At 69.8% G+C, this 16,062-nt stretch carries 17 protein-coding genes; 8 read left to right on the top strand and 9 right to left on the bottom strand.

The features are described 5' to 3' along the window. Positions 1 to 243: 243 nt before the first annotated feature. Positions 244 to 1,260, top strand: coding sequence for a fatty acid desaturase (locus MQE23_RS26325; RefSeq protein WP_037668214.1), 1,017 nt, complete (start codon positions 244 to 246; stop codon positions 1,258 to 1,260). Then, complete coding sequence (locus tag MQE23_RS26320) at positions 1,257 to 1,934, top strand: TetR/AcrR family transcriptional regulator (RefSeq protein ID WP_037668217.1); 678 nt, start codon at positions 1,257 to 1,259, stop codon at positions 1,932 to 1,934. The genes MQE23_RS26325 and MQE23_RS26320 overlap by 4 nt, the downstream gene beginning before the upstream one ends. On the opposite strand, the gene MQE23_RS26315 is transcribed toward MQE23_RS26320, so the two are convergent. Both MQE23_RS26315 and MQE23_RS26310 read right to left on the bottom strand, forming a co-directional pair. Next, a complete protein-coding gene (locus MQE23_RS26315) occupies positions 1,931 to 2,305 on the bottom strand; it encodes a VOC family protein (protein WP_020271642.1) in 375 nt (124 codons plus the stop codon). The genes MQE23_RS26320 and MQE23_RS26315 overlap by 4 nt on opposite strands. Further along, the gene (locus MQE23_RS26310) at positions 2,305 to 3,123 is read right to left on the bottom strand and encodes a trans-aconitate 2-methyltransferase (protein ID WP_020271643.1); all 819 of its coding nucleotides are present in this window, start codon (positions 3,121 to 3,123) and stop codon (positions 2,305 to 2,307) included. The genes MQE23_RS26315 and MQE23_RS26310 overlap by 1 nt, the downstream gene beginning before the upstream one ends. A 125-nt stretch (positions 3,124 to 3,248) precedes the next feature. Here MQE23_RS26310 and tamR point away from each other — a divergent pair, with 125 nt between their 5' ends. After that, positions 3,249 to 3,746: a MarR family transcriptional regulator TamR gene (tamR, locus tag MQE23_RS26305; RefSeq protein WP_037667999.1), complete on the top strand. Its 498-nt coding sequence runs from the start codon at positions 3,249 to 3,251 to the stop codon at positions 3,744 to 3,746. On the opposite strand, the gene MQE23_RS26300 is transcribed toward tamR, so the two are convergent. Next, positions 3,705 to 4,472 carry a response regulator transcription factor gene (locus tag MQE23_RS26300; RefSeq protein ID WP_020271286.1) on the bottom strand — a complete coding sequence of 256 codons (768 nt, stop codon included), beginning with the start codon at positions 4,470 to 4,472 and terminating at the stop codon, positions 3,705 to 3,707. The genes tamR and MQE23_RS26300 overlap by 42 nt on opposite strands. Before the next feature lie 305 nt (positions 4,473 to 4,777). Here MQE23_RS26300 and MQE23_RS26295 point away from each other — a divergent pair, with 305 nt between their 5' ends. Continuing rightward, complete coding sequence (locus MQE23_RS26295; RefSeq protein WP_243380464.1) at positions 4,778 to 5,236, top strand: GNAT family N-acetyltransferase; 459 nt, start codon at positions 4,778 to 4,780, stop codon at positions 5,234 to 5,236. A 137-nt stretch (positions 5,237 to 5,373) separates the two neighbouring features. Continuing rightward, the gene (locus MQE23_RS26290) at positions 5,374 to 5,616 is read left to right on the top strand and encodes a hypothetical protein (protein WP_243383004.1); all 243 of its coding nucleotides are present in this window, start codon (positions 5,374 to 5,376) and stop codon (positions 5,614 to 5,616) included. Between the two features lie 64 nt (positions 5,617 to 5,680). On the opposite strand, the gene galK is transcribed toward MQE23_RS26290, so the two are convergent. Genes galK through galT form a run of 3 tightly spaced genes read right to left on the bottom strand, consistent with a single transcriptional unit; the run spans position 5,681 to position 8,904 of the window. Further along, on the bottom strand, positions 5,681 to 6,856 hold the full coding sequence (gene galK / locus MQE23_RS26285; protein ID WP_243380463.1) for a galactokinase: 1,176 nt from the start codon (positions 6,854 to 6,856) through the stop codon (positions 5,681 to 5,683). Between the two features lie 27 nt (positions 6,857 to 6,883). Further along, the gene (gene galE, locus MQE23_RS26280; protein WP_020271282.1) at positions 6,884 to 7,846 is read right to left on the bottom strand and encodes a UDP-glucose 4-epimerase GalE; all 963 of its coding nucleotides are present in this window, start codon (positions 7,844 to 7,846) and stop codon (positions 6,884 to 6,886) included. Beyond that, complete coding sequence (gene galT, locus MQE23_RS26275) at positions 7,843 to 8,904, bottom strand: galactose-1-phosphate uridylyltransferase (RefSeq protein WP_037667991.1); 1,062 nt, start codon at positions 8,902 to 8,904, stop codon at positions 7,843 to 7,845. The genes galE and galT overlap by 4 nt, the downstream gene beginning before the upstream one ends. Positions 8,905 to 9,068: 164 nt before the next feature. Between galT and MQE23_RS26270 the strand changes: the two genes are divergently transcribed. The 3 genes from MQE23_RS26270 (at position 9,069) to MQE23_RS26260 (ending at position 11,909) form a co-directional block, all read left to right on the top strand. Further along, positions 9,069 to 10,760, top strand: coding sequence for a sodium:solute symporter family protein (locus tag MQE23_RS26270; RefSeq protein ID WP_243380462.1), 1,692 nt, complete (start codon positions 9,069 to 9,071; stop codon positions 10,758 to 10,760). Between the two features lie 18 nt (positions 10,761 to 10,778). After that, a complete protein-coding gene (locus tag MQE23_RS26265) occupies positions 10,779 to 11,096 on the top strand; it encodes a hypothetical protein (protein WP_020271278.1) in 318 nt (105 codons plus the stop codon). Positions 11,097 to 11,360: 264 nt separating this feature from the next. Then, positions 11,361 to 11,909: a GDSL-type esterase/lipase family protein gene (locus tag MQE23_RS26260; RefSeq protein ID WP_243380461.1), complete on the top strand. Its 549-nt coding sequence runs from the start codon at positions 11,361 to 11,363 to the stop codon at positions 11,907 to 11,909. A 44-nt stretch (positions 11,910 to 11,953) separates the two neighbouring features. Here the strand turns inward: MQE23_RS26260 and MQE23_RS26255 are convergent, their stop codons facing one another. The 3 genes from MQE23_RS26255 to MQE23_RS26245 all read right to left on the bottom strand — a co-directional run bounded on the left by MQE23_RS26255 (position 11,954) and on the right by MQE23_RS26245 (position 16,014). After that, a complete protein-coding gene (locus MQE23_RS26255) occupies positions 11,954 to 13,072 on the bottom strand; it encodes an IS630 family transposase (protein ID WP_347710145.1) in 1,119 nt (372 codons plus the stop codon). 129 nt (positions 13,073 to 13,201) lie between these two features. Then, positions 13,202 to 13,894, bottom strand: coding sequence for a LuxR C-terminal-related transcriptional regulator (locus MQE23_RS26250; RefSeq protein ID WP_020271277.1), 693 nt, complete (start codon positions 13,892 to 13,894; stop codon positions 13,202 to 13,204). A 239-nt stretch (positions 13,895 to 14,133) separates the two neighbouring features. Then, positions 14,134 to 16,014, bottom strand: a complete 1,881-nt coding sequence (locus MQE23_RS26245) for a PQQ-binding-like beta-propeller repeat protein (RefSeq protein WP_243380459.1) — start codon at positions 16,012 to 16,014, stop codon at positions 14,134 to 14,136. Positions 16,015 to 16,062: the final 48 nt, after the last annotated feature.

Genomic DNA, 16,062 nt, shown 5'->3' with positions numbered 1-16,062 from the left:
GGCGTCTCGCGCGGCGGGCGCCGCATACGGGCCGGACATCCGGGAAGAAATCAGAGCGGACCGCGCTGTCCGACCGACTCCAGGATAGGTGTCGGCCGGGACGCGCAGGCTCTCGGGCTCTTGCCGCCGGGCGGCGCGCTGCCATACTTACGAAGCCGTAGGTTACGGAACCGTAGGAAGCACTGCGGGGTTCCCGTGCTCCGGCACCCTCCTCTCCATCCACATACCCCCCAGGGGACGCGTATGACCAGTAGTTCCGACGTGATCGAAAACGCCCCGAAGGCGTCCGGTCAGGCAACCGATCAAGATCCCCCCGCCACGCTGGGCGGCGAGCAGAAGCGGTCCATCGAGCAGATCGCCCTCCTCCTCTTCATCACCGTCCCGTTCCTCGCGCTGCTGGCGGCGGTGCCGCTGGCCTGGGGCTGGGGTGTGAGCTGGCTGGACCTCGGTCTGCTGGTGTTCTTCTACTACCTGGGCTGCCACGGCATCACGATCGGTTTCCACCGTCACTTCACCCACGGCTCCTTCAAGGCCAAGCGGCCGCTGAAGATCGCGCTGGCGATCGCCGGGTCCATGGCGGTCGAGGGTCCGCTGGTCCGCTGGGTGGCCGATCACCGCAAGCACCACAAGTTCTCCGACGCGGAGGGCGACCCGCACTCGCCGTGGCGGTTCGGCGAGACGCTTCCGGCCCTGATGAAGGGCCTGTGGTGGGCGCACATCGGATGGATGTTCGACGAGGAGCAGACATCGCAGGAGAAGTACGCCCCGGACCTGATCAAGGACAAGACGCTCCGCGCGATCTCCCGCCAGTTCGTCCTGTGGACGGTCGTGTCCCTGACCCTCCCGGCGCTGATCGGCGGGCTGGTCACGATGTCCTGGTGGGGCGCGTTCACGGCGTTCTTCTGGGGTTCGCTCGTCCGGGTGGCCCTGCTGCACCACGTGACGTGGTCGATCAACTCGATCTGCCACGCGGTGGGCAAGCGCCCCTTCAAGTCGCGTGACCGCTCGGGCAACGTGTGGTGGCTGGCGATCCTGTCCTGCGGCGAGTCCTGGCACAACCTGCACCACGCCGACCCCACCTCCGCGCGGCACGGTGTGATGCGCGGCCAGCTGGACTCCTCCGCCCGGCTGATCCGCTGGTTCGAGATGCTCGGCTGGGCGTACGACGTGCGCTGGCCGTCACGCTCGCGTATCGATTCGCGCCGTAACACCGGGGAAGGCGGCTCCCCACGCGGGAAGGAGCCCGTCAAGGCGGCATGATGGTCGCTGTGGCGACCGACTCGAGCAGCACCCCCAGCAACGACAAGCCGCGGCGAGTGCGTCGCACCCGGATGACCGGTGCCGAGCGCCGCCAGCAGCTGCTGGAGATCGGTCGCACGCTCTTCGCCGCGAAGGGTTTCGAGGGCACGTCGGTGGAGGAGATCGCGGCGAAGGCCGGGGTCTCCAAGCCCGTGGTGTACGAGCACTTCGGCGGCAAGGAAGGGCTGTACGCGGTGGTCGTGGACCGCGAGATGCGCCGCCTGCTGGACATGGTGACCAGCTCTCTCACGGCCGGTCACCCCCGCGAACTGTGCGAACAGGCGGCCTTCGCCCTGCTGGACTACATCGAGGAGTACACGGACGGTTTCCGCATCCTGGTCCGTGACTCCCCCATCCCCCAGTCGACCGGCTCGTTCGCCTCGCTCATCTCGGACATCGCCACCCAGGTGGAGGACATCCTGGGCCGCGAGTTCAAGAGCCGCGGCTTCGACCCCAAGCTGGCCCCGCTGTACGCCCAGGCCCTGGTCGGCATGGTCGCCCTGACCGGCCAGTGGTGGCTGGACGTACGCAAGCCGAAGAAGGCCGAGGTGGCCGCGCACCTGGTGAACCTCGCGTGGCACGGCCTGGACGGACTGGAGGCCAAGCCGCACCTGATAGGGCGCCGCAAGGCCTAAGGCGTGTCCGCCTGGAGAGGCTCGAGGAACTCCAGGCGGTTGCCGACGGGGTCCTGCGAGTAGAACCTCTTGTACCCCGGCAGGGCGGAGTCCCAGGTGACGGGCGCCCCGTGGGCCTCCAGCCGGGCGGCGTACGCGTCGATGCCCGTCACCCGCAGCCCGGGATGAGCCTTCTTCGCCGCCCGGAAGTCCTCCTCGATCCCGACGTGAAGCTGCACGGCACCGGCCCGGAACCAGCACCCGCCGCGCCGGGCGAGCACGGGCGGCTTCAGGACCTCTGCCATCCCGAGGACGTCGACGTAGTAGGTCCGCAGCCGCTCCTCACTGCCGGCGGGGGCGGCGAGCTGGACGTGGTCGAGGCCGGTGATCATCACGCCTCCTTCCGGGCCACGGCGAACAGGCGCCGGAACGGGAACGGTGTGCCGTGCGGCCCCGTCGGATAGGCCTCGCGCAGGGCGGCCCGGTACTCACTGACGAAGCCGTCCCGCGCCTCGGGGTCGTCGGCGAGGGCGGTCAGCACGGGCCGCAGTCCGGTCCCCTTCACCCAGTCGAGCACGGGGTCCTCGCCCTGGAGCAGATGGAGGTACGTCGTCTCCCACACGTCGGCGGCGCAGCCGAGCGAGGTGAGCCGCTCCAGGTAGGCCTCGGGGGTGTGGACGGCGTCGGCGTGGCGCAGGGTGCCGGCGAGCCGGTCGCGCCAGCGCGGTGCGTGCGTGAGGTCGCGCATGAGCCGGTGGCTGGGGGCGTCGAAGTTCCCGGGCACCTGGAAGGCGAAGGTCCCGGCGGGTTTCAGTGCGGCCACCCAGTCGGCGAACCGGTCGAGATGCCCCGGCACCCACTGGAGCGTGGCGTTGCTGACGATCAGGTCGCAGGACTCGCCCGGCGCCCACGTACGGGCGTCGGCGTGGGCGAAGTCGAGACGGCCGCCGCCCGGGGTGGGCCCCTCGTGCTCGACATGGGCCTTGTCGAGCATCTCGGGCGAGTTGTCGTAGCCGGTGATCCGGGCGGTGGGCCAGCGGGCGGCGAGCAGCGCGGTCACGTTGCCGGGGCCGCAGCCGAGGTCGGCGATGCGCGCAGGGTCGCCGGGGAGGTCGGGGACGCGGGCGAGGAGGTCGGTGAAGGGCCGGGCGCGGTGGCCGGCGTGGCGGAGGTACTGGGCGGGGTCCCAGGTGGGGGCGGCTGCGGGCATGGGTCCTCCTGGTGTCCGTGATGGCCGAGAGGGGCGCACACACAGCGTGACACCGCATTTATCTCGACGTCAAGAAAATGGACATCAAGAGACTCTACGTCGACACAACCACTACACTGATCGCCATGGAGGACGAGGTCGACCGGCTGGTCGCAGCATGGCGCCGGGAGCGCCCGGACCTCGACGTCGAACCGCTCGAGGTGCTCAGCCGCGTGAGCAGACTGGCCCGGCATCTGGACCGGGCCCGCCGGCTGGCCTTCTCGGAGCACGGTCTTGAGCCGTGGGAGTTCGACGTCCTGACGGCGCTGCGCCGTGCGGGCACGCCGTACCAGCTCTCGCCGGGACAGCTCCTCACCCAGACCCTGGTCACGTCGGGCACGATGACGAACCGCATCGACCGCCTGGCGAAGAAGGGCCTGGTGGAACGCCTCCCCGATCCCAGCGACCGCCGAGGCGTCCTGGTCCGGCTGACGGCCGAGGGCCGGGACCGCGCGGACCAGGCCCTGGCGGGTCTGCTGGACCAGGAGCGCGCGATCCTCGCGGAGCTCTCCCGCGCCCAGCGCGGCGAACTGGCGGGGCTGCTACGCCAGCTGACCGCCCCGTTCGACAACATCCCCGGCTAGGTCGACGGGCCCGACCCCGGCCCGCCGGGCGAGGGCGACGGCGGCGAGCGTGGAATGCACCCCCAGCTTGCCCAGCACGTTCTGCATGTGCGTACGCACCGTGTGCGGCGACAGATAGAGGCGCTCGGCGACGGCCTTGCGCCCCAGCCCCGCCACCATGCACCGCAGCACTTCACGCTCACGCGGAGTGAGGGACTCGACGAGCCGCTCACTCTCGGTGCGGTGCTTGCGCGCGGCGGTCAGTTCCCGCAACACGCCGGTCAGCAGGGCCGGCGGCAGATGCGTCTCGTCCCGCAGCACGCCCCGGATGACGGTGAGCAGCCGGGACAGCGAGCAGTCCTTGGCGACCCACCCGCAGGCCCCGGCCTGGAGGGCCAGCGCGGCCCGGCGCGGGTCGTCCTTCTCGGCGAGCACGACGATCCGTACGTTCGGCTGCGCGGACCGCACGCCCGCGACGAGGGAGATCCCGTCGACGAGCCCGTCCTCGTTGCCCTCCTGCACGGGTACGGCCGGGCGGGCGCCCGGCACCTTGCCGCCCAGATCGGCGTCGACGAGCAGCACGTCGAACCGCCGCCCCTCGGCGACCGCCCGCTCCAGGCTGCGCAGCGCGGCGGGGCCGCTGCCGGCCGCGGAGACGTCGACATCGGGCTCGGCGGCCAGGGCCGCCGCGAGTGACTCGGCGAAGATGCGATGGTCGTCGACGACCAGGACTCGGATGCGAACCACGTAACCCCCTTCCCCAGGCTCCTGAAGAGCAGGGGATTCCCCATCGTCGGAAGACGGCACCGCGCGGGTACGACACCGGGGTGCCCGGATCTGCTGCATCTGTCCGTCCGTCCTCACAGCAGTCCGGCCGGGTCGCCGCAGCCGCACGGCCGCCGCCGTGCAGAAACCGCTACCCCCACCCCGGGTGTCGTACCCGGCTGTCTCGCCCCCTGATCGGCACCGGCCCCCACCGGTGCTGTTCATCAGGGTACGGCCGGGGGCCCGGAGCGGAAGGTTATTTGCAGAACTGACTGTCCTGCGCGTTTATGGTGTGCCGCATGTTCCGTCTTGAGACAGAAGTCGACAAGGCCCGACGTGATCTGCTCCGTACACGCCTGCGGGAAACGAACACAGCCGCCTCTCCGGTACTGCGCGCCCTGCGCGGAACGCCGGACGAAAGGGACGTCCCGTTGCACGTGTGGGCTGTGAACGACAGGGACGACGCCCTGGCGGGCGGACTCGTCGGCTACACCTGGGCGTCCTGGCTCCACGTCACCTACCTCTGGGTCGACGAACGCCACCGGGGCCGGGGCATGGGTGCGCGGTTGCTCTCGAAGGCGGAACGCATCGCCGCCCGCGACCGCGGCTGCCGCGCGGCCCGCCTGGAGACATGGGACTTCCAGGCCCCCCGCTTCTACGAGAAGCAGGGGTACGAGGTGGCGTGCGCGGTGCCGGACTATCCGCCGGGGATCACGGAGTACTTGCTCACGAAGCGGCTGCGCTGACGGTCGGTCAGGATCGTTCGGGCAGCGAAGCCCGGGTTGGCAAAGAGGCGACGCGGGAGGTGTACGAGACCTCGGTGCCACCATGCGTGCACCCACCAATAGCGTTGGTTCGCTTGAGTCCTCAACGGGAGACCTGAGTGAATCGCCCCGACCGGCTCACAGCAGCCGCGCTCACCGCGTCGATGGCCCTGCTCGTAACCGCATGCGGATCGGGAGGAGGAGACTCGTCCTCCGACACGATCAAGGGTGCGGAAGACGGAGACGGCACGTGGCAGATCTCCTGGGAGGGCTCCGGCGGCGCGCGGGGCGACCTGCCGGACGGGACTTTCGAGACCACGCGGAACATGACGGTCCAGGAGATCCAGTCCGTCGACCGCTGAACCGCAAAAATGCCCGGGCGCCCTCGTCTTCAGGACAAGGGCGCTCAGCACCTGGTGCGGGGTCTCAGCGCAGGCGGCGGGCCCCCGCCGACGGTACTGCTTCGAAGATGCGGGGTGCTGTGAAGCCCGCCGTGGTGAAGGCTTCCTGGATCGTCTTGGTGAGGGCGTCCACGTCGGTCTCCTCCGCCAGGACGATCGCCGAGCCGCCGAAGCCGCCGCCGGTCATGCGGGCGCCCAGGGCGCCGGAGGCGAGGGCCGTGTCGACGACCAGGTCCAGTTCGGGGCAGGAGATACGGAAGTCGTCCCGGAGGGAGGCGTGGCCTTCGGCCAGGACCGGGCCGATCGCGCGGGTCTCGCCCGACTCCAGCAAGGACACCACCCGTTCGACGCGCTCGTTCTCCGTGACGATGTGGCGGACCAGGCGGCGGACCTCCTCCTCGTCGCCGAGGCGGGCCAGGGCCGCGTCCAGGTCGGCGTAGGGGATGTCGCGCAGGGCGTCGACTCCCAGCAGCGCCGCACCCTTCTCGCAGCCCTCGCGGCGCTTGCCGTACTCGCCCTCGCTGTGGGAGTGCTTGACCTGCGTGTCGACCACGAGGAGGCGCATGCCCTCGGCCGCCAGGTCGAAGGGGATCTGGCGCTGGGAGAGGTCGCGGGTGTCGAGGAAGAGGGCGTGGCCCTCCTCGCAGCACGCCGACGCGGTCTGGTCCATGATGCCGACCGGGGCGCCCACGTAGACGTTCTCCGCGCGCTGGCACAGGCGGGCCAGCTGCCAGCCGCGGAGGTTGAGGGAGAAGAGGTCGTTGAGGGCCAGCGCCACGACCACTTCCAGCGCCGCCGACGACGACAGGCCCGCGCCCGACGGGACCGTGGAGGCCAGGTGGATGTCCGCGCCCGTCACCGCGTGACCGGCCTCGCGCAGGGCCCACACCACGCCCGCCGGGTACGCCGTCCAGTTCTTGTCGGACTCGGGGGACAGGTCGTCCAGGCGGAGTTCGCTCACCCCGCCCTCGACGTCCGCCGAGTGGAGGCGGAGCACCCCGTCCGCACGGCGTGAGACCGCCGCCACCGCCTGGTGCGGCAGGGCGAACGGCATGACGAAGCCGTCGTTGTAGTCGGTGTGCTCGCCGATGAGGTTGACGCGGCCCGGCGCCGCCCAGACTCCGTGCGGCTCGGCGCCGTACAGCTCCGTGAACCGCTCGGCGACCGCTCCGGCGGCCTTGTCGGCAACAGCCTCGCTCATGCCTGACCCCTGACCCTTCGTTCCGTACTAGTTGTCGCGCCGCTGCGCGAAGTCCCAGGCGTCCGTGACGATTCCGTCGAGGTCCGCGCGGGACGGGTTCCAGCCAAGCTTCTCGCGTGCCGTGGCGGCCGATGCCACCAGGACCGCCGGGTCGCCGCCCCGGCGGGGGGCGACCACTTCCGGGATCGGGTGGCCGGTCACCCGGCGGACCGTCTCGATGACCTCGCGGACGGAGAAGCCGTTGCCGTTGCCGAGGTTGCAGATCAGGTGCTCGCCGGTGGTGGCGGCGTCGAGCGCCAGCAGGTGGGCCTCGGCCAGGTCGGCGACGTGGATGTAGTCGCGCACGCAGGTGCCGTCCGGCGTCGGGTAGTCGTCGCCGAAGACGGAGATCGCGTCGCGCCTGCCCTGCGCGACCTGGAGGACGAGCGGGATCAGGTGGGACTCGGGGTCGTGGCGCTCGCCGTACTCGCCGTACGCCCCGGCCACGTTGAAGTAGCGCAGCGAGACCGCGCCCAGGCCGTGGGCGGCCGCCTCACCGCTGATCATGTGGTCGACGGCGAGCTTCGAGGCGCCGTACGGGTTGGTGGGGGAGGTGGGTGCCGACTCGACGATCGGGACCTGCTCCGGCTCGCCGTACGTCGCCGCCGTGGAGGAGAAGACGAGCTTGCGGACGCCCGCCTCGCGCATCGCCGCGAGCAGGGCCATGGTGCCGGCGACGTTGTTGTCCCAGTACTTCTCCGGCTTCACGACCGACTCGCCGACCTGCGAGAACGCCGCGAAGTGCAGGACGCCGTCGAAGGAGGAGTCCAGCCACTTGGCGGCGTCGCGGATGTCGCCCTCCACGAAGGAGGCACCCGCGGGGACGCCCTCGCGGAAACCCGTGGTGAGGTTGTCGAGGACGACGACCTCGTGACCGGCTTCCAGCAGGTGCTGGGCGACCACGCTGCCGACGTAACCCGCGCCGCCTGTCACCAGGTACTTCCCGCTCATGAACTCGCTACCTCTCGCAGTCGCTCGGCCGCGCGCTCCGGCGGCACGTCGTTGATGAACACGTTCATACCGGACTCGGAACCCGCGAGGAACTTCAACTTGCCGGAAGTGCGGCGGATGGTGAAAAGCTCGAGATGAAGCGCGAAATCCTCCCGCACGACCCCGTCGAACTCCTCCAGCGCGCCGAACGGGGCCTGGTGCCAGGCCGCGATGTACGGGGTCGGAGGCTCGCCCTCACCGAAGATCCGGTCGAAGCGCCTCAAGAGTTCCAGATAGACCTTGGGGAACTCTGTGCGCGCGGCCTCGTCCAGCCCGAGCAGGTCGGGCACGCGGCGCTTGGGGTAGAGGTGCACCTCGTACGGCCAGTGCGCCGCGTACGGCACGAAGGCCACCCAGTGGTCGCCCTCCAGGACGATCCGTTCCCCGGCGAGTTCACGCTCCAGGACGGCGTCGAAGAGGTTCTCCCCGCCCGTCATCTCCTTGTGGGCCGCGACGGAGCGGAGCATCAGGGCGGTGCGCGGGGTGGTGAAGGGGTAGGCGTAGATCTGTCCGTGCGGGTGCTGGAGGGTCACGCCGATCTCGGCACCCCGGTTCTCGAAGCAGAACACCTGCTCGACGGAGGGGAGATGGGACAGCTCCGACGTACGGTCCGTCCAGGCCTCCAGCACCAGGCCGGCCTGCTCCTCGCTGAGGCTCGCGAAGGACGCGTTGTGGTCGGACGTGAAGCAGACGACCTCGCAGCGGCCGGAGTCACCGGCCAGCGAGGGGAAGCGGTTCTCGAACACGACGACGTCGTACGACGAGTCCGGGATCTCGCTCAGCCGGTCGCCCTCGGAGGGGCACAGGGGGCACTCGTCGGCCGGCGGATGGTAGGTGCGGCCCTGGCGGTGCGAGGCGACGGCGACACAGTCGCCGAGCAGGGGGTCACGGCGGATCTCGGACGTGGTGACGGTGCGGTCCAGCGGGCGGCGGTCGGCCGCGTCCCGCACGCTGTCGTCACGCAGGTCGTAGTAGATGAGCTCGCGACCGTCGGCCAGCCGGGTCGAGGTCTTCTTCACGCCGGACTCCTCATCCTTCAAACATAACCAAACATATCAAAACACGGCCCTCCCCAATCGTCAACATCACAATCAAACAAAGAGCATCATCAGACGTGTTCAACTTCTGAAGTCGGAGGCGTACATTCCGCGAGGTATCGGTTCGCGCAACGAAGCGAGGGCTCATGCATCCCCCCACGCATCCCCCCACCCCCCTGGCAGCCGAGCTGCGGCTCCCCACGAACTGGCTCGACTACACGATCCTCGGCATCTACTTCGTCGTCGTCCTCGGCATCGGCTTCGCCGCCCGCCGCTCGGTGAAGACGAGCCTCGACTTCTTCCTCTCCGGCCGTTCCCTGCCCGCCTGGGTCACCGGCCTCGCGTTCATCGCCGCCAACCTGGGCGCCACCGAAATCCTCGGCATGGCCGCCAACAGCGCGCAGTACGGCGTCTACACCACGCACTGGTACTGGATCGGCGCCATCCCGGCCATGGTCTTCCTCGGCCTGGTGATGATGCCCTTCTACTACGGCTCCAAGGTCCGCTCGGTACCGGAGTTCCTGCTGCTGCGCTTCGACAGGGCGGCACACCTGCTCAGCTCGGGCCTCTTCGCCTGCGCCGCCATCCTCATCGCCGGCGTCAACCTCTACGCCCTGGCCATCGTCGTCGAGGCGCTGCTGGGCTGGCCGGAGTGGGTGGCGATCGTGGTCGCCGGCTTCTTCGTCCTGGCGTACATCACCCTCGGCGGGCTGTCCTCGGCGATCTACAACGAGGTCCTGCAGTTCTTCGTGATCCTCGCCGCGCTCATCCCCATCACCGCCCTCGGGCTGAAGAAGGTCGGCGGCTGGGACGGCCTGTCCGACTCCCTCACCCAGTCCCACGGCGCCGACTTCATGACCTCCTGGGGCGGCACGGGCATCGGCAATGCCAACCCGCTGGGCGCGAACTGGCTGACGATCGTCCTGGGCCTGGGCTTCGTGCTGTCCTTCGGCTACTGGACGACGAACTTCGCGGAGGTCCAACGAGCCCTGTCGGCGAAGAACCTCTCGGCGGCCCAGCGCACCCCGCTCATCGCCGCGTTCCCGAAGATCTTCATCGTCTTCCTGGTGATGATCCCCGGTCTGGTCGCCGCGGTGCTGGTCCCGAAGATCGGTACGTCCGGCTCCGACCTGCAGTACAACGACGCGATCCCGTACCTGATGGAGCAGCTGCTGCCCAACGGGGTGCTGGGCATCGCCGTGACCGGTCTCCTCGCGGCCTTCATGGCGGGCATGGCGGCGAACGTGTCGTCGTTCAACACGGTGTTCACGACGGACATCTGGGCGAAGTACGTGGTGAAGGAGCGGGAGGACGAGTACTACGTCCGCTTCGGCCGCCTGATCACCGCGATCGGTGTCCTGGCCTCGATCGGCACGGCGTTCCTGGCGTCGTCCTTCTCCAACATCATGAGCTACCTCCAGACGCTGTTCTCCTTCTTCAACGTGCCGATGTTCGTCGTCTTCATCATCGGCATGTTCTGGAGGCGGACGTCGATGAAGTCGGGCTTCTGGGGTCTGCTCGCCGGCACCACGGCCGCGATGGTCAACTACTTCGTCCTCTACAAGCAGGACATCATCGGCATCCCCTCCGACCAGGGGGCCAACTTCGTCTCGGCCATCGCGGGGTTCGTCGCGGGCGCGGTCGTCATGGTGGTGGTGTCGCTCTTCACCGCGCCGAAGCCGGCCGACGAACTCCAGGGGCTGGTCTACGGCACGACCTCGCCCGGCATGGCGGAGCCGCCGGCACCCGGGGACGAGGCCTGGTATCGCAAGCCGGCGCTGCTGGGATGGGGCGCGATCGTGCTGGCCGCGGCCTGCTACATCCCGTTCTCGTTCTGACCGAGGGAGGATTGACAGATGTCCGAGTTCTACTCCGAGAAGGACGTGCAGCGGGAAGTCACCGAGCTGCAGGGCAAGTCGGCGACGGCTGCGCGGCTGTTCGACATCCGGCGGATCATCGGTGGGCTGTTCGTGGTCTACGGGGTCATCGTCACGATCGCGGGGTTCACGGCGTCCGATGCCGACATCGACAAGGCGGAGGGCGTGAACATCAACCTGTGGACCGGGTTGGGGATGCTCGCGCTCGGGGTGTTCTTCCTGGTCTGGCTGAAGCTGAGGCCTGTGGCCCCTCCGCCGCCGGGTGTGGTGCCCGGGGAGGAGGAGCGGGCCGAGTGACCGACGGCGTCACAGGTACTCGGCGCTGGAGCTGAGGCCGGGTGGGTCCGCAGCCCGGCGGAGCGGGGTGCCGCTGCGCCCACCCGTGCCGCCTGGGGGCACCTCAAGGCCCTTAAGGCACTGGGGGAGGCACGACTGCCCGCAGCTAGTGCTGTGACCGCATAGGTTCGCCGGATTACTTCATGAGCTGCGTGCCATGGCGGCCGCGGCAACGGGTGGAGTCCTCGATGTCGTGCCTGGTCTGCGAGCCGTGTCAGTGTCCTGGTGCAGGATGTTCATATGACCGTTCTATTGCTCGGTGACAGCAACCTCGCGGTGCTTCAGGACCAGTACCCGGACCTCGTGCCGCTCGCGTTCGGCGGCGACGTCGAGTCCTGCGCGGTCGGCGGTGCCTGGTCGGGGTCCCTGCGAGGCCAGGTCGGCGATCGGGAGCCGGCGTCGTATGACGCGGTCGTGCTGTCGATCGGGAGCAGCGACAACCATCCGGCCTTCTCGAGCTCCCTGGGCCTCTTCCGCAAGAACGTGGCTCGCGAGCTGGAGCGCGGTGGTCGGTGGGTCGCGCTCGTGCCCCCGGGCCTTGCTCGTGCTCCCGAGCCGTTCGACACCGCCGAGGTCAACGACCTGATCAGGGATTATGCCGAGGTGCTGGCCGAGCTGGTCACGACGGCCGGCGGCACTGCGATCAGGGTGCGCGCGGTGACAGACCGGCTGGGCCCCGCCGCGTTCGACCCCGACGGCATGCACCTGTCGCGCGCGGCCTACGAGGCCCTGGTGCCAGAGATTGCCGACGCCCTCAAGCCGATGTCTCGGTAAGGTCCGGCGCCGTGGAGAGGCCGACCAGCACCCGTGACGGGCGGTCAGGCCGCGGCGAGTGGGCGTCCGCCCCAGCGGATGCCCTTTTCGCTGCGGATGCGGGCGCGTTCGCGTCGTTGGGCGGCGAGAACATCGGGGTGGCGGGCGTTGGTGTTGCGCCAGCGCAGGTAGGCGTGCAGGGCGCGGGTCTGCGCGGTGTGGTTGGGGTGGTGGGAGTTGGCGACGGTGAACTGTCGCAGCGGTCCGAAGTGGGTTTCGATCGGGTTGGCCCAGGACGCGTAGGTCGGGGTGAAGCACAGCTCGACGCGGTTCTTCTTTGCCCAGCTGCGGATCTTGGCGCCCTTGTGGGCGGACAGGTTGTCCAGGATCACGTAGATCGGGGCGCCGTCCGGGCGGGCCGCTCGGATCGACTTCAGTGCGGCCAGGGTGTTCACGGCGCCCTTCTTGTGGCGGTTGACGCCCCACAGGGTGTCGTCGCCGACCGAGTAGCAGCCGTGGAAGTAACGGACTCCGTGGGTGCGGTGGAAGGTGGCGGGGTGCCGCTCGGGCCGGCCCTGCTCGGCCCAGCACGACCCGGCGGTGGGCCGGATGCCGAGCGGGCCGAACTCGTCGAACGCGAACGCCCGGGCCGGGAATCGCTCCAGCACCTGCTCGATGCGGTCCAGCTTGGCGTCACGGTCCGGGTCGGGAGACTCCTTCCACGTCTTGGTCCGCTGAAAGGTGACACCGCGGCGGGCGAGCAGGCCCCGTAACGCCTCGCGGCCGATCCGGATCACGCGGCCGTGGACTTTGCGCAGGTAGGCGGCAAGTTTGCGGATCGACCAGCGGGTGAAGGGCTGGCCGAGCTTGGTCGGGCGCGTGGTGGCCGTCTGAACGACGAAGTCCTCATCGTCAGGACTGAGAAGGCGGGCACGACCTCCCGCCCACCGAGGGTCCAGACAGGCCAAGCCGATCTCGTTAAACCGGTGAATCACATCCCGGACAGTGTCCTCGTCGGCCTGCACAAGCTTCGCGATCACTGGCACCCGGTTCCCGCCGGCCGAGGCCAGCAGCATCATCGCGCGCCGGAGCCGCACCGAACTGGTGCTCCCTCGGCGCACGATCTGCTGCAGTCTCTGCCCCTCCTGGTCGGTCAACCTGCGCACACGGACAGGCTCAGCCACCACACCCCCCGGCAGTTGGATCGGACGTCACCGCACATCCAACCGCCCGGGCCACCGACCCGGCGAACCTACGTGGTCAGAGCACTAGGCGGACCCCCGCCCCGCCCCCCGGCGTGGCCCGGCCTACGGCTACGGCTCCGGGTCCGGGGAACGGGTGAGGGGGCCCGCCCGGTCCAGCAACCCCGTCCGAGCCGCCAGCGCCGCTGCCTCCAGGCGGGAGCCGACGCCCAGTTTCATCAGGACCCGTTGCACGTGTGTGCGGGCCGTGGAGGGGGCGATGCCCATGCCCGCCGCGATCAGGCGGGTGTCCTCGCCGTCCGCGACGCGGACCAGGACCTCCGCCTCCCGCGGCGTGAGCATCGACAGCAACCGCTGGCCCTCGTCGTCCGGTTGGGCCGCCGGGTTGAGCAACTCGCTGAACGCCCCTTGCAGCAACTGCGGCGCCACCGCCGCCTCCCCCGCCCGAGCCTTCATGATCGCCCGCTCGACACCCTCTATGCGCTCATCGTGCCGTACGTACCCGGAAGCCCCCGCGGCGAAGGCGGCCGCGATGCCGCGCGGACTCGGCACCGGCCCCAGGACCAGGACCGCGACCTGCGGACGTTCCCGCTTGATCCGCACCACCGGGTCGAAGATCCCCGGCTCCGCCGGCGTGGCCGTCCCCAGCAGGCACACCTCCGGCGCCCGTGTGATCACCAGCTCCGCCGCCCCCGCGGCCGGCGCCGCCGCGGCCAGCACCCGGTGCCCCCGCAGCTTCAGCGCCGAGGCCAGCGCCTCGGCCAGCAATCGGTGGTCGTCGACCACCATGAGCCGCACTCCCATCGAGCAACCCCCCAGTCACCCCGGTCCCCCCAGATGGAAGCCCCCCGGCTCCCCCGCCTTCATGCCCCCGGAAGCTACACGCTTGTTCGACGTTGCGCTCCCCCTACCGGCGATAATCGCCCCGATCGCCGAAATTCCTCTCATTCGAGGTTGACCGAACCAAACGCGAACGGTCCCGCCCCTGAACAGGGACGGGACCGTACCGGCACTCAGTCGATCACAGAGCGGACACCGGGCGATCAACTCGTACCGAAGCCGACCGCCAGGTACTCCTTCTCACTCGTACTGCTGGTCCGCTTGCTGGCGTACACCTTGGACATGAACAGGTGCCCGTCGCCGTACAGCAACTCGGAGTACTCCGGCGACATGCCCGCCTCCACGTCCCGCACCGAGTCGTTCGCCGGGTTCTCCAGCAGCTTCGTCTGCTTGAAGCTGCCCCCGTCGATGCTCACGACCTGCCCGCCCTTGTCGTACGGCGGCCGCTTGTACGCGATCAGGTTGCCGCCGTCCATCCGCAGCGGCGAGATCCTGTAGCCGTCGCCCGCGTCGGCCCGCTGCCCGGTCTGCTTGCCGGTGGTGAGGTCGAAGGCGACGATCTCGTTGGTCTGGCTGTACTCGCCGGTGCCGTCGTGCTCCTCGGTCGGCAGGTACAGCCGGTCGTTGCCGACGGCCAGCTGGGTGCAGTACTCGATGCGGGTGACGCCCTCGCAGCGGGCCGCGAACTGCTCGCCCGGCGCGGAGATGCGCGTGCGCAGCTTGCCGGTCTTGTTGTCGATGGAGAAGAAGTCGGAGATGCCGCTGCCGTCGCCCGCGGAGTCGCCGACGTCGGCGGCCACGACGAGCGGGTTGGTCGACACGATGCTCGCGTACTCGATGCCCTGGGCCATCTTGTACTCCGAGATCACCTTCCCCGTCTTCGGGTCGATGGTCTGGATGTGCAGCTGCCGCTGCTCGTACGTGCCGCACTTGCGCACCGCGACCAGCTTCTCGCCGCCGCCGTACCCGGCGTCGTAGCAGGAGTCGGTCGGCTTCGGGCTCCACAGGAGCTTGCCGGACAGGTCGAACGCGGCGCCGCCGCTGGTGCTGCCGACGGCGACGGTGTTGCCGCTGATCGTGACGTTGTCGAAACTGATCAGCTGGTCACCGGTCTTGACGGTCTTGGTCCACAGCTCCTTGCCGGCGTCGAGGTCGATCAGGGCGAGCTGGCTGCATCCGTGCGACGGGTCGGCCTTGGTCGGCATCGCGGGCTGGTAGAGGACCGCCGTCTTGTTGTCGTCCGTGACGTGGCGGCTGGCCTGGCAGACCGGGCCGTCCAGCGGGATCGTCCACTGCTTGCCGCCCTTGTCGCGGTCGTAGCCGACGATCTCGGCGACGCCGCTCTTGGCGTACGTCTTGTCGGTGAGCCACGAGCCGGAGACGACGACCGTGCTGTCGTTCTTCACCTCGGGCATCGGGACCTGGAAGAGGACCTTGGCACCGGTGTCGGCCGGGGCCTTCTCCTTGCCGCCCGAGCTGGTGCCGCCGTTGTTGTCGTCGGTGCCGCCGGTGGTGCCGCCGGAGCTGGCCGTGTCGTCCTTCTTGCCGTCGTCCTTGGACGTCGAGTACCAGACACCGCCGCCGACGATCAGGGCGATCGCCACGACCGCGGCCACGATGATCGCCACCTGCGCGTTGAACTTCCTGCCCCCGCCCGGCTGTCCGGGCTGCGGCTGGAGCGGCATGGTCGGCTGCGGATAGCCGTAACCGGGCTGCTGCCCGTATCCCGGCTGGCCCGGCTGCCCCGGCTGTCCGTAAGGCGCTTGCGGCGGCTGCCCGTACGGCCCCGGCGGCTGCTGCTGGCCGGGGTGGCCGTAGCCGGGCGGCGCCTGCGGAGCGCCCTGCGGATAGCCGTACCCCGGCTGTGGCTGCTGCGCGGGGGGTGGGGGCGGCGTCTGCGGAGCCGCCGGCGAGGGTGTCTGCGGAGGCGTCTGCGGGGCCTGCGGATAGCCGTACCCCGGCTGCGGGGCCTTCCCGAGGTTCGGTCCGCCCGCGGGCGGACCCTGCGGGGGCTGGTCCGGGGGCGGCCCGAAGCCTCCCCCGGGCGGGGGCTGCTGGGGCGGCGGAGGCGGCGGCTGGGTCATGGCGTGAGTACCTCGGGGAAGGGGACGGACGACGAAGACGAAGACAGA

Origin of the sequence: Streptomyces sp. HP-A2021, from assembly GCF_022807935.1 — a bacterium.
In the GTDB taxonomy this organism is placed as follows: domain Bacteria; phylum Actinomycetota; class Actinomycetes; order Streptomycetales; family Streptomycetaceae; genus Streptomyces; species Streptomyces afghaniensis.
The sequence above is the reverse complement of the archived record's forward strand: the minus strand, read 5'-3'. Positions and strand labels throughout refer to the sequence as shown.

Bases quoted from the DNA above. Each gene is read 5' to 3' on its own strand.
- MQE23_RS26250 (WP_020271277.1), bottom strand. From the start codon at position 13,894: ATGGGAGTGCGGCTCATGGTGGTCGACGACCACCGATTGCTGGCCGAG.
- MQE23_RS26315 (WP_020271642.1), bottom strand. From the start codon at position 2,305: ATGATCACCGGCCTCGACCACGTCCAGCTCGCCGCCCCCGCCGGCAGT.
- MQE23_RS26310 (WP_020271643.1), bottom strand. From the start codon at position 3,123: ATGCCCGCAGCCGCCCCCACCTGGGACCCCGCCCAGTACCTCCGCCAC.
- MQE23_RS26245 (WP_243380459.1), bottom strand. From the start codon at position 16,014: ATGACCCAGCCGCCGCCTCCGCCGCCCCAGCAGCCCCCGCCCGGGGGA.
- MQE23_RS26265 (WP_020271278.1), top strand. From the start codon at position 10,779: ATGTCCGAGTTCTACTCCGAGAAGGACGTGCAGCGGGAAGTCACCGAG.
- MQE23_RS26270 (WP_243380462.1), top strand. From the start codon at position 9,069: ATGCATCCCCCCACGCATCCCCCCACCCCCCTGGCAGCCGAGCTGCGG.
- tamR (WP_037667999.1), top strand. From the start codon at position 3,249: ATGGAGGACGAGGTCGACCGGCTGGTCGCAGCATGGCGCCGGGAGCGC.
- galE (WP_020271282.1), bottom strand. From the start codon at position 7,846: ATGAGCGGGAAGTACCTGGTGACAGGCGGCGCGGGTTACGTCGGCAGC.
- MQE23_RS26320 (WP_037668217.1), top strand. From the start codon at position 1,257: ATGATGGTCGCTGTGGCGACCGACTCGAGCAGCACCCCCAGCAACGAC.
- MQE23_RS26295 (WP_243380464.1), top strand. From the start codon at position 4,778: ATGGTGTGCCGCATGTTCCGTCTTGAGACAGAAGTCGACAAGGCCCGA.
- galK (WP_243380463.1), bottom strand. From the start codon at position 6,856: ATGAGCGAGGCTGTTGCCGACAAGGCCGCCGGAGCGGTCGCCGAGCGG.
- MQE23_RS26325 (WP_037668214.1), top strand. From the start codon at position 244: ATGACCAGTAGTTCCGACGTGATCGAAAACGCCCCGAAGGCGTCCGGT.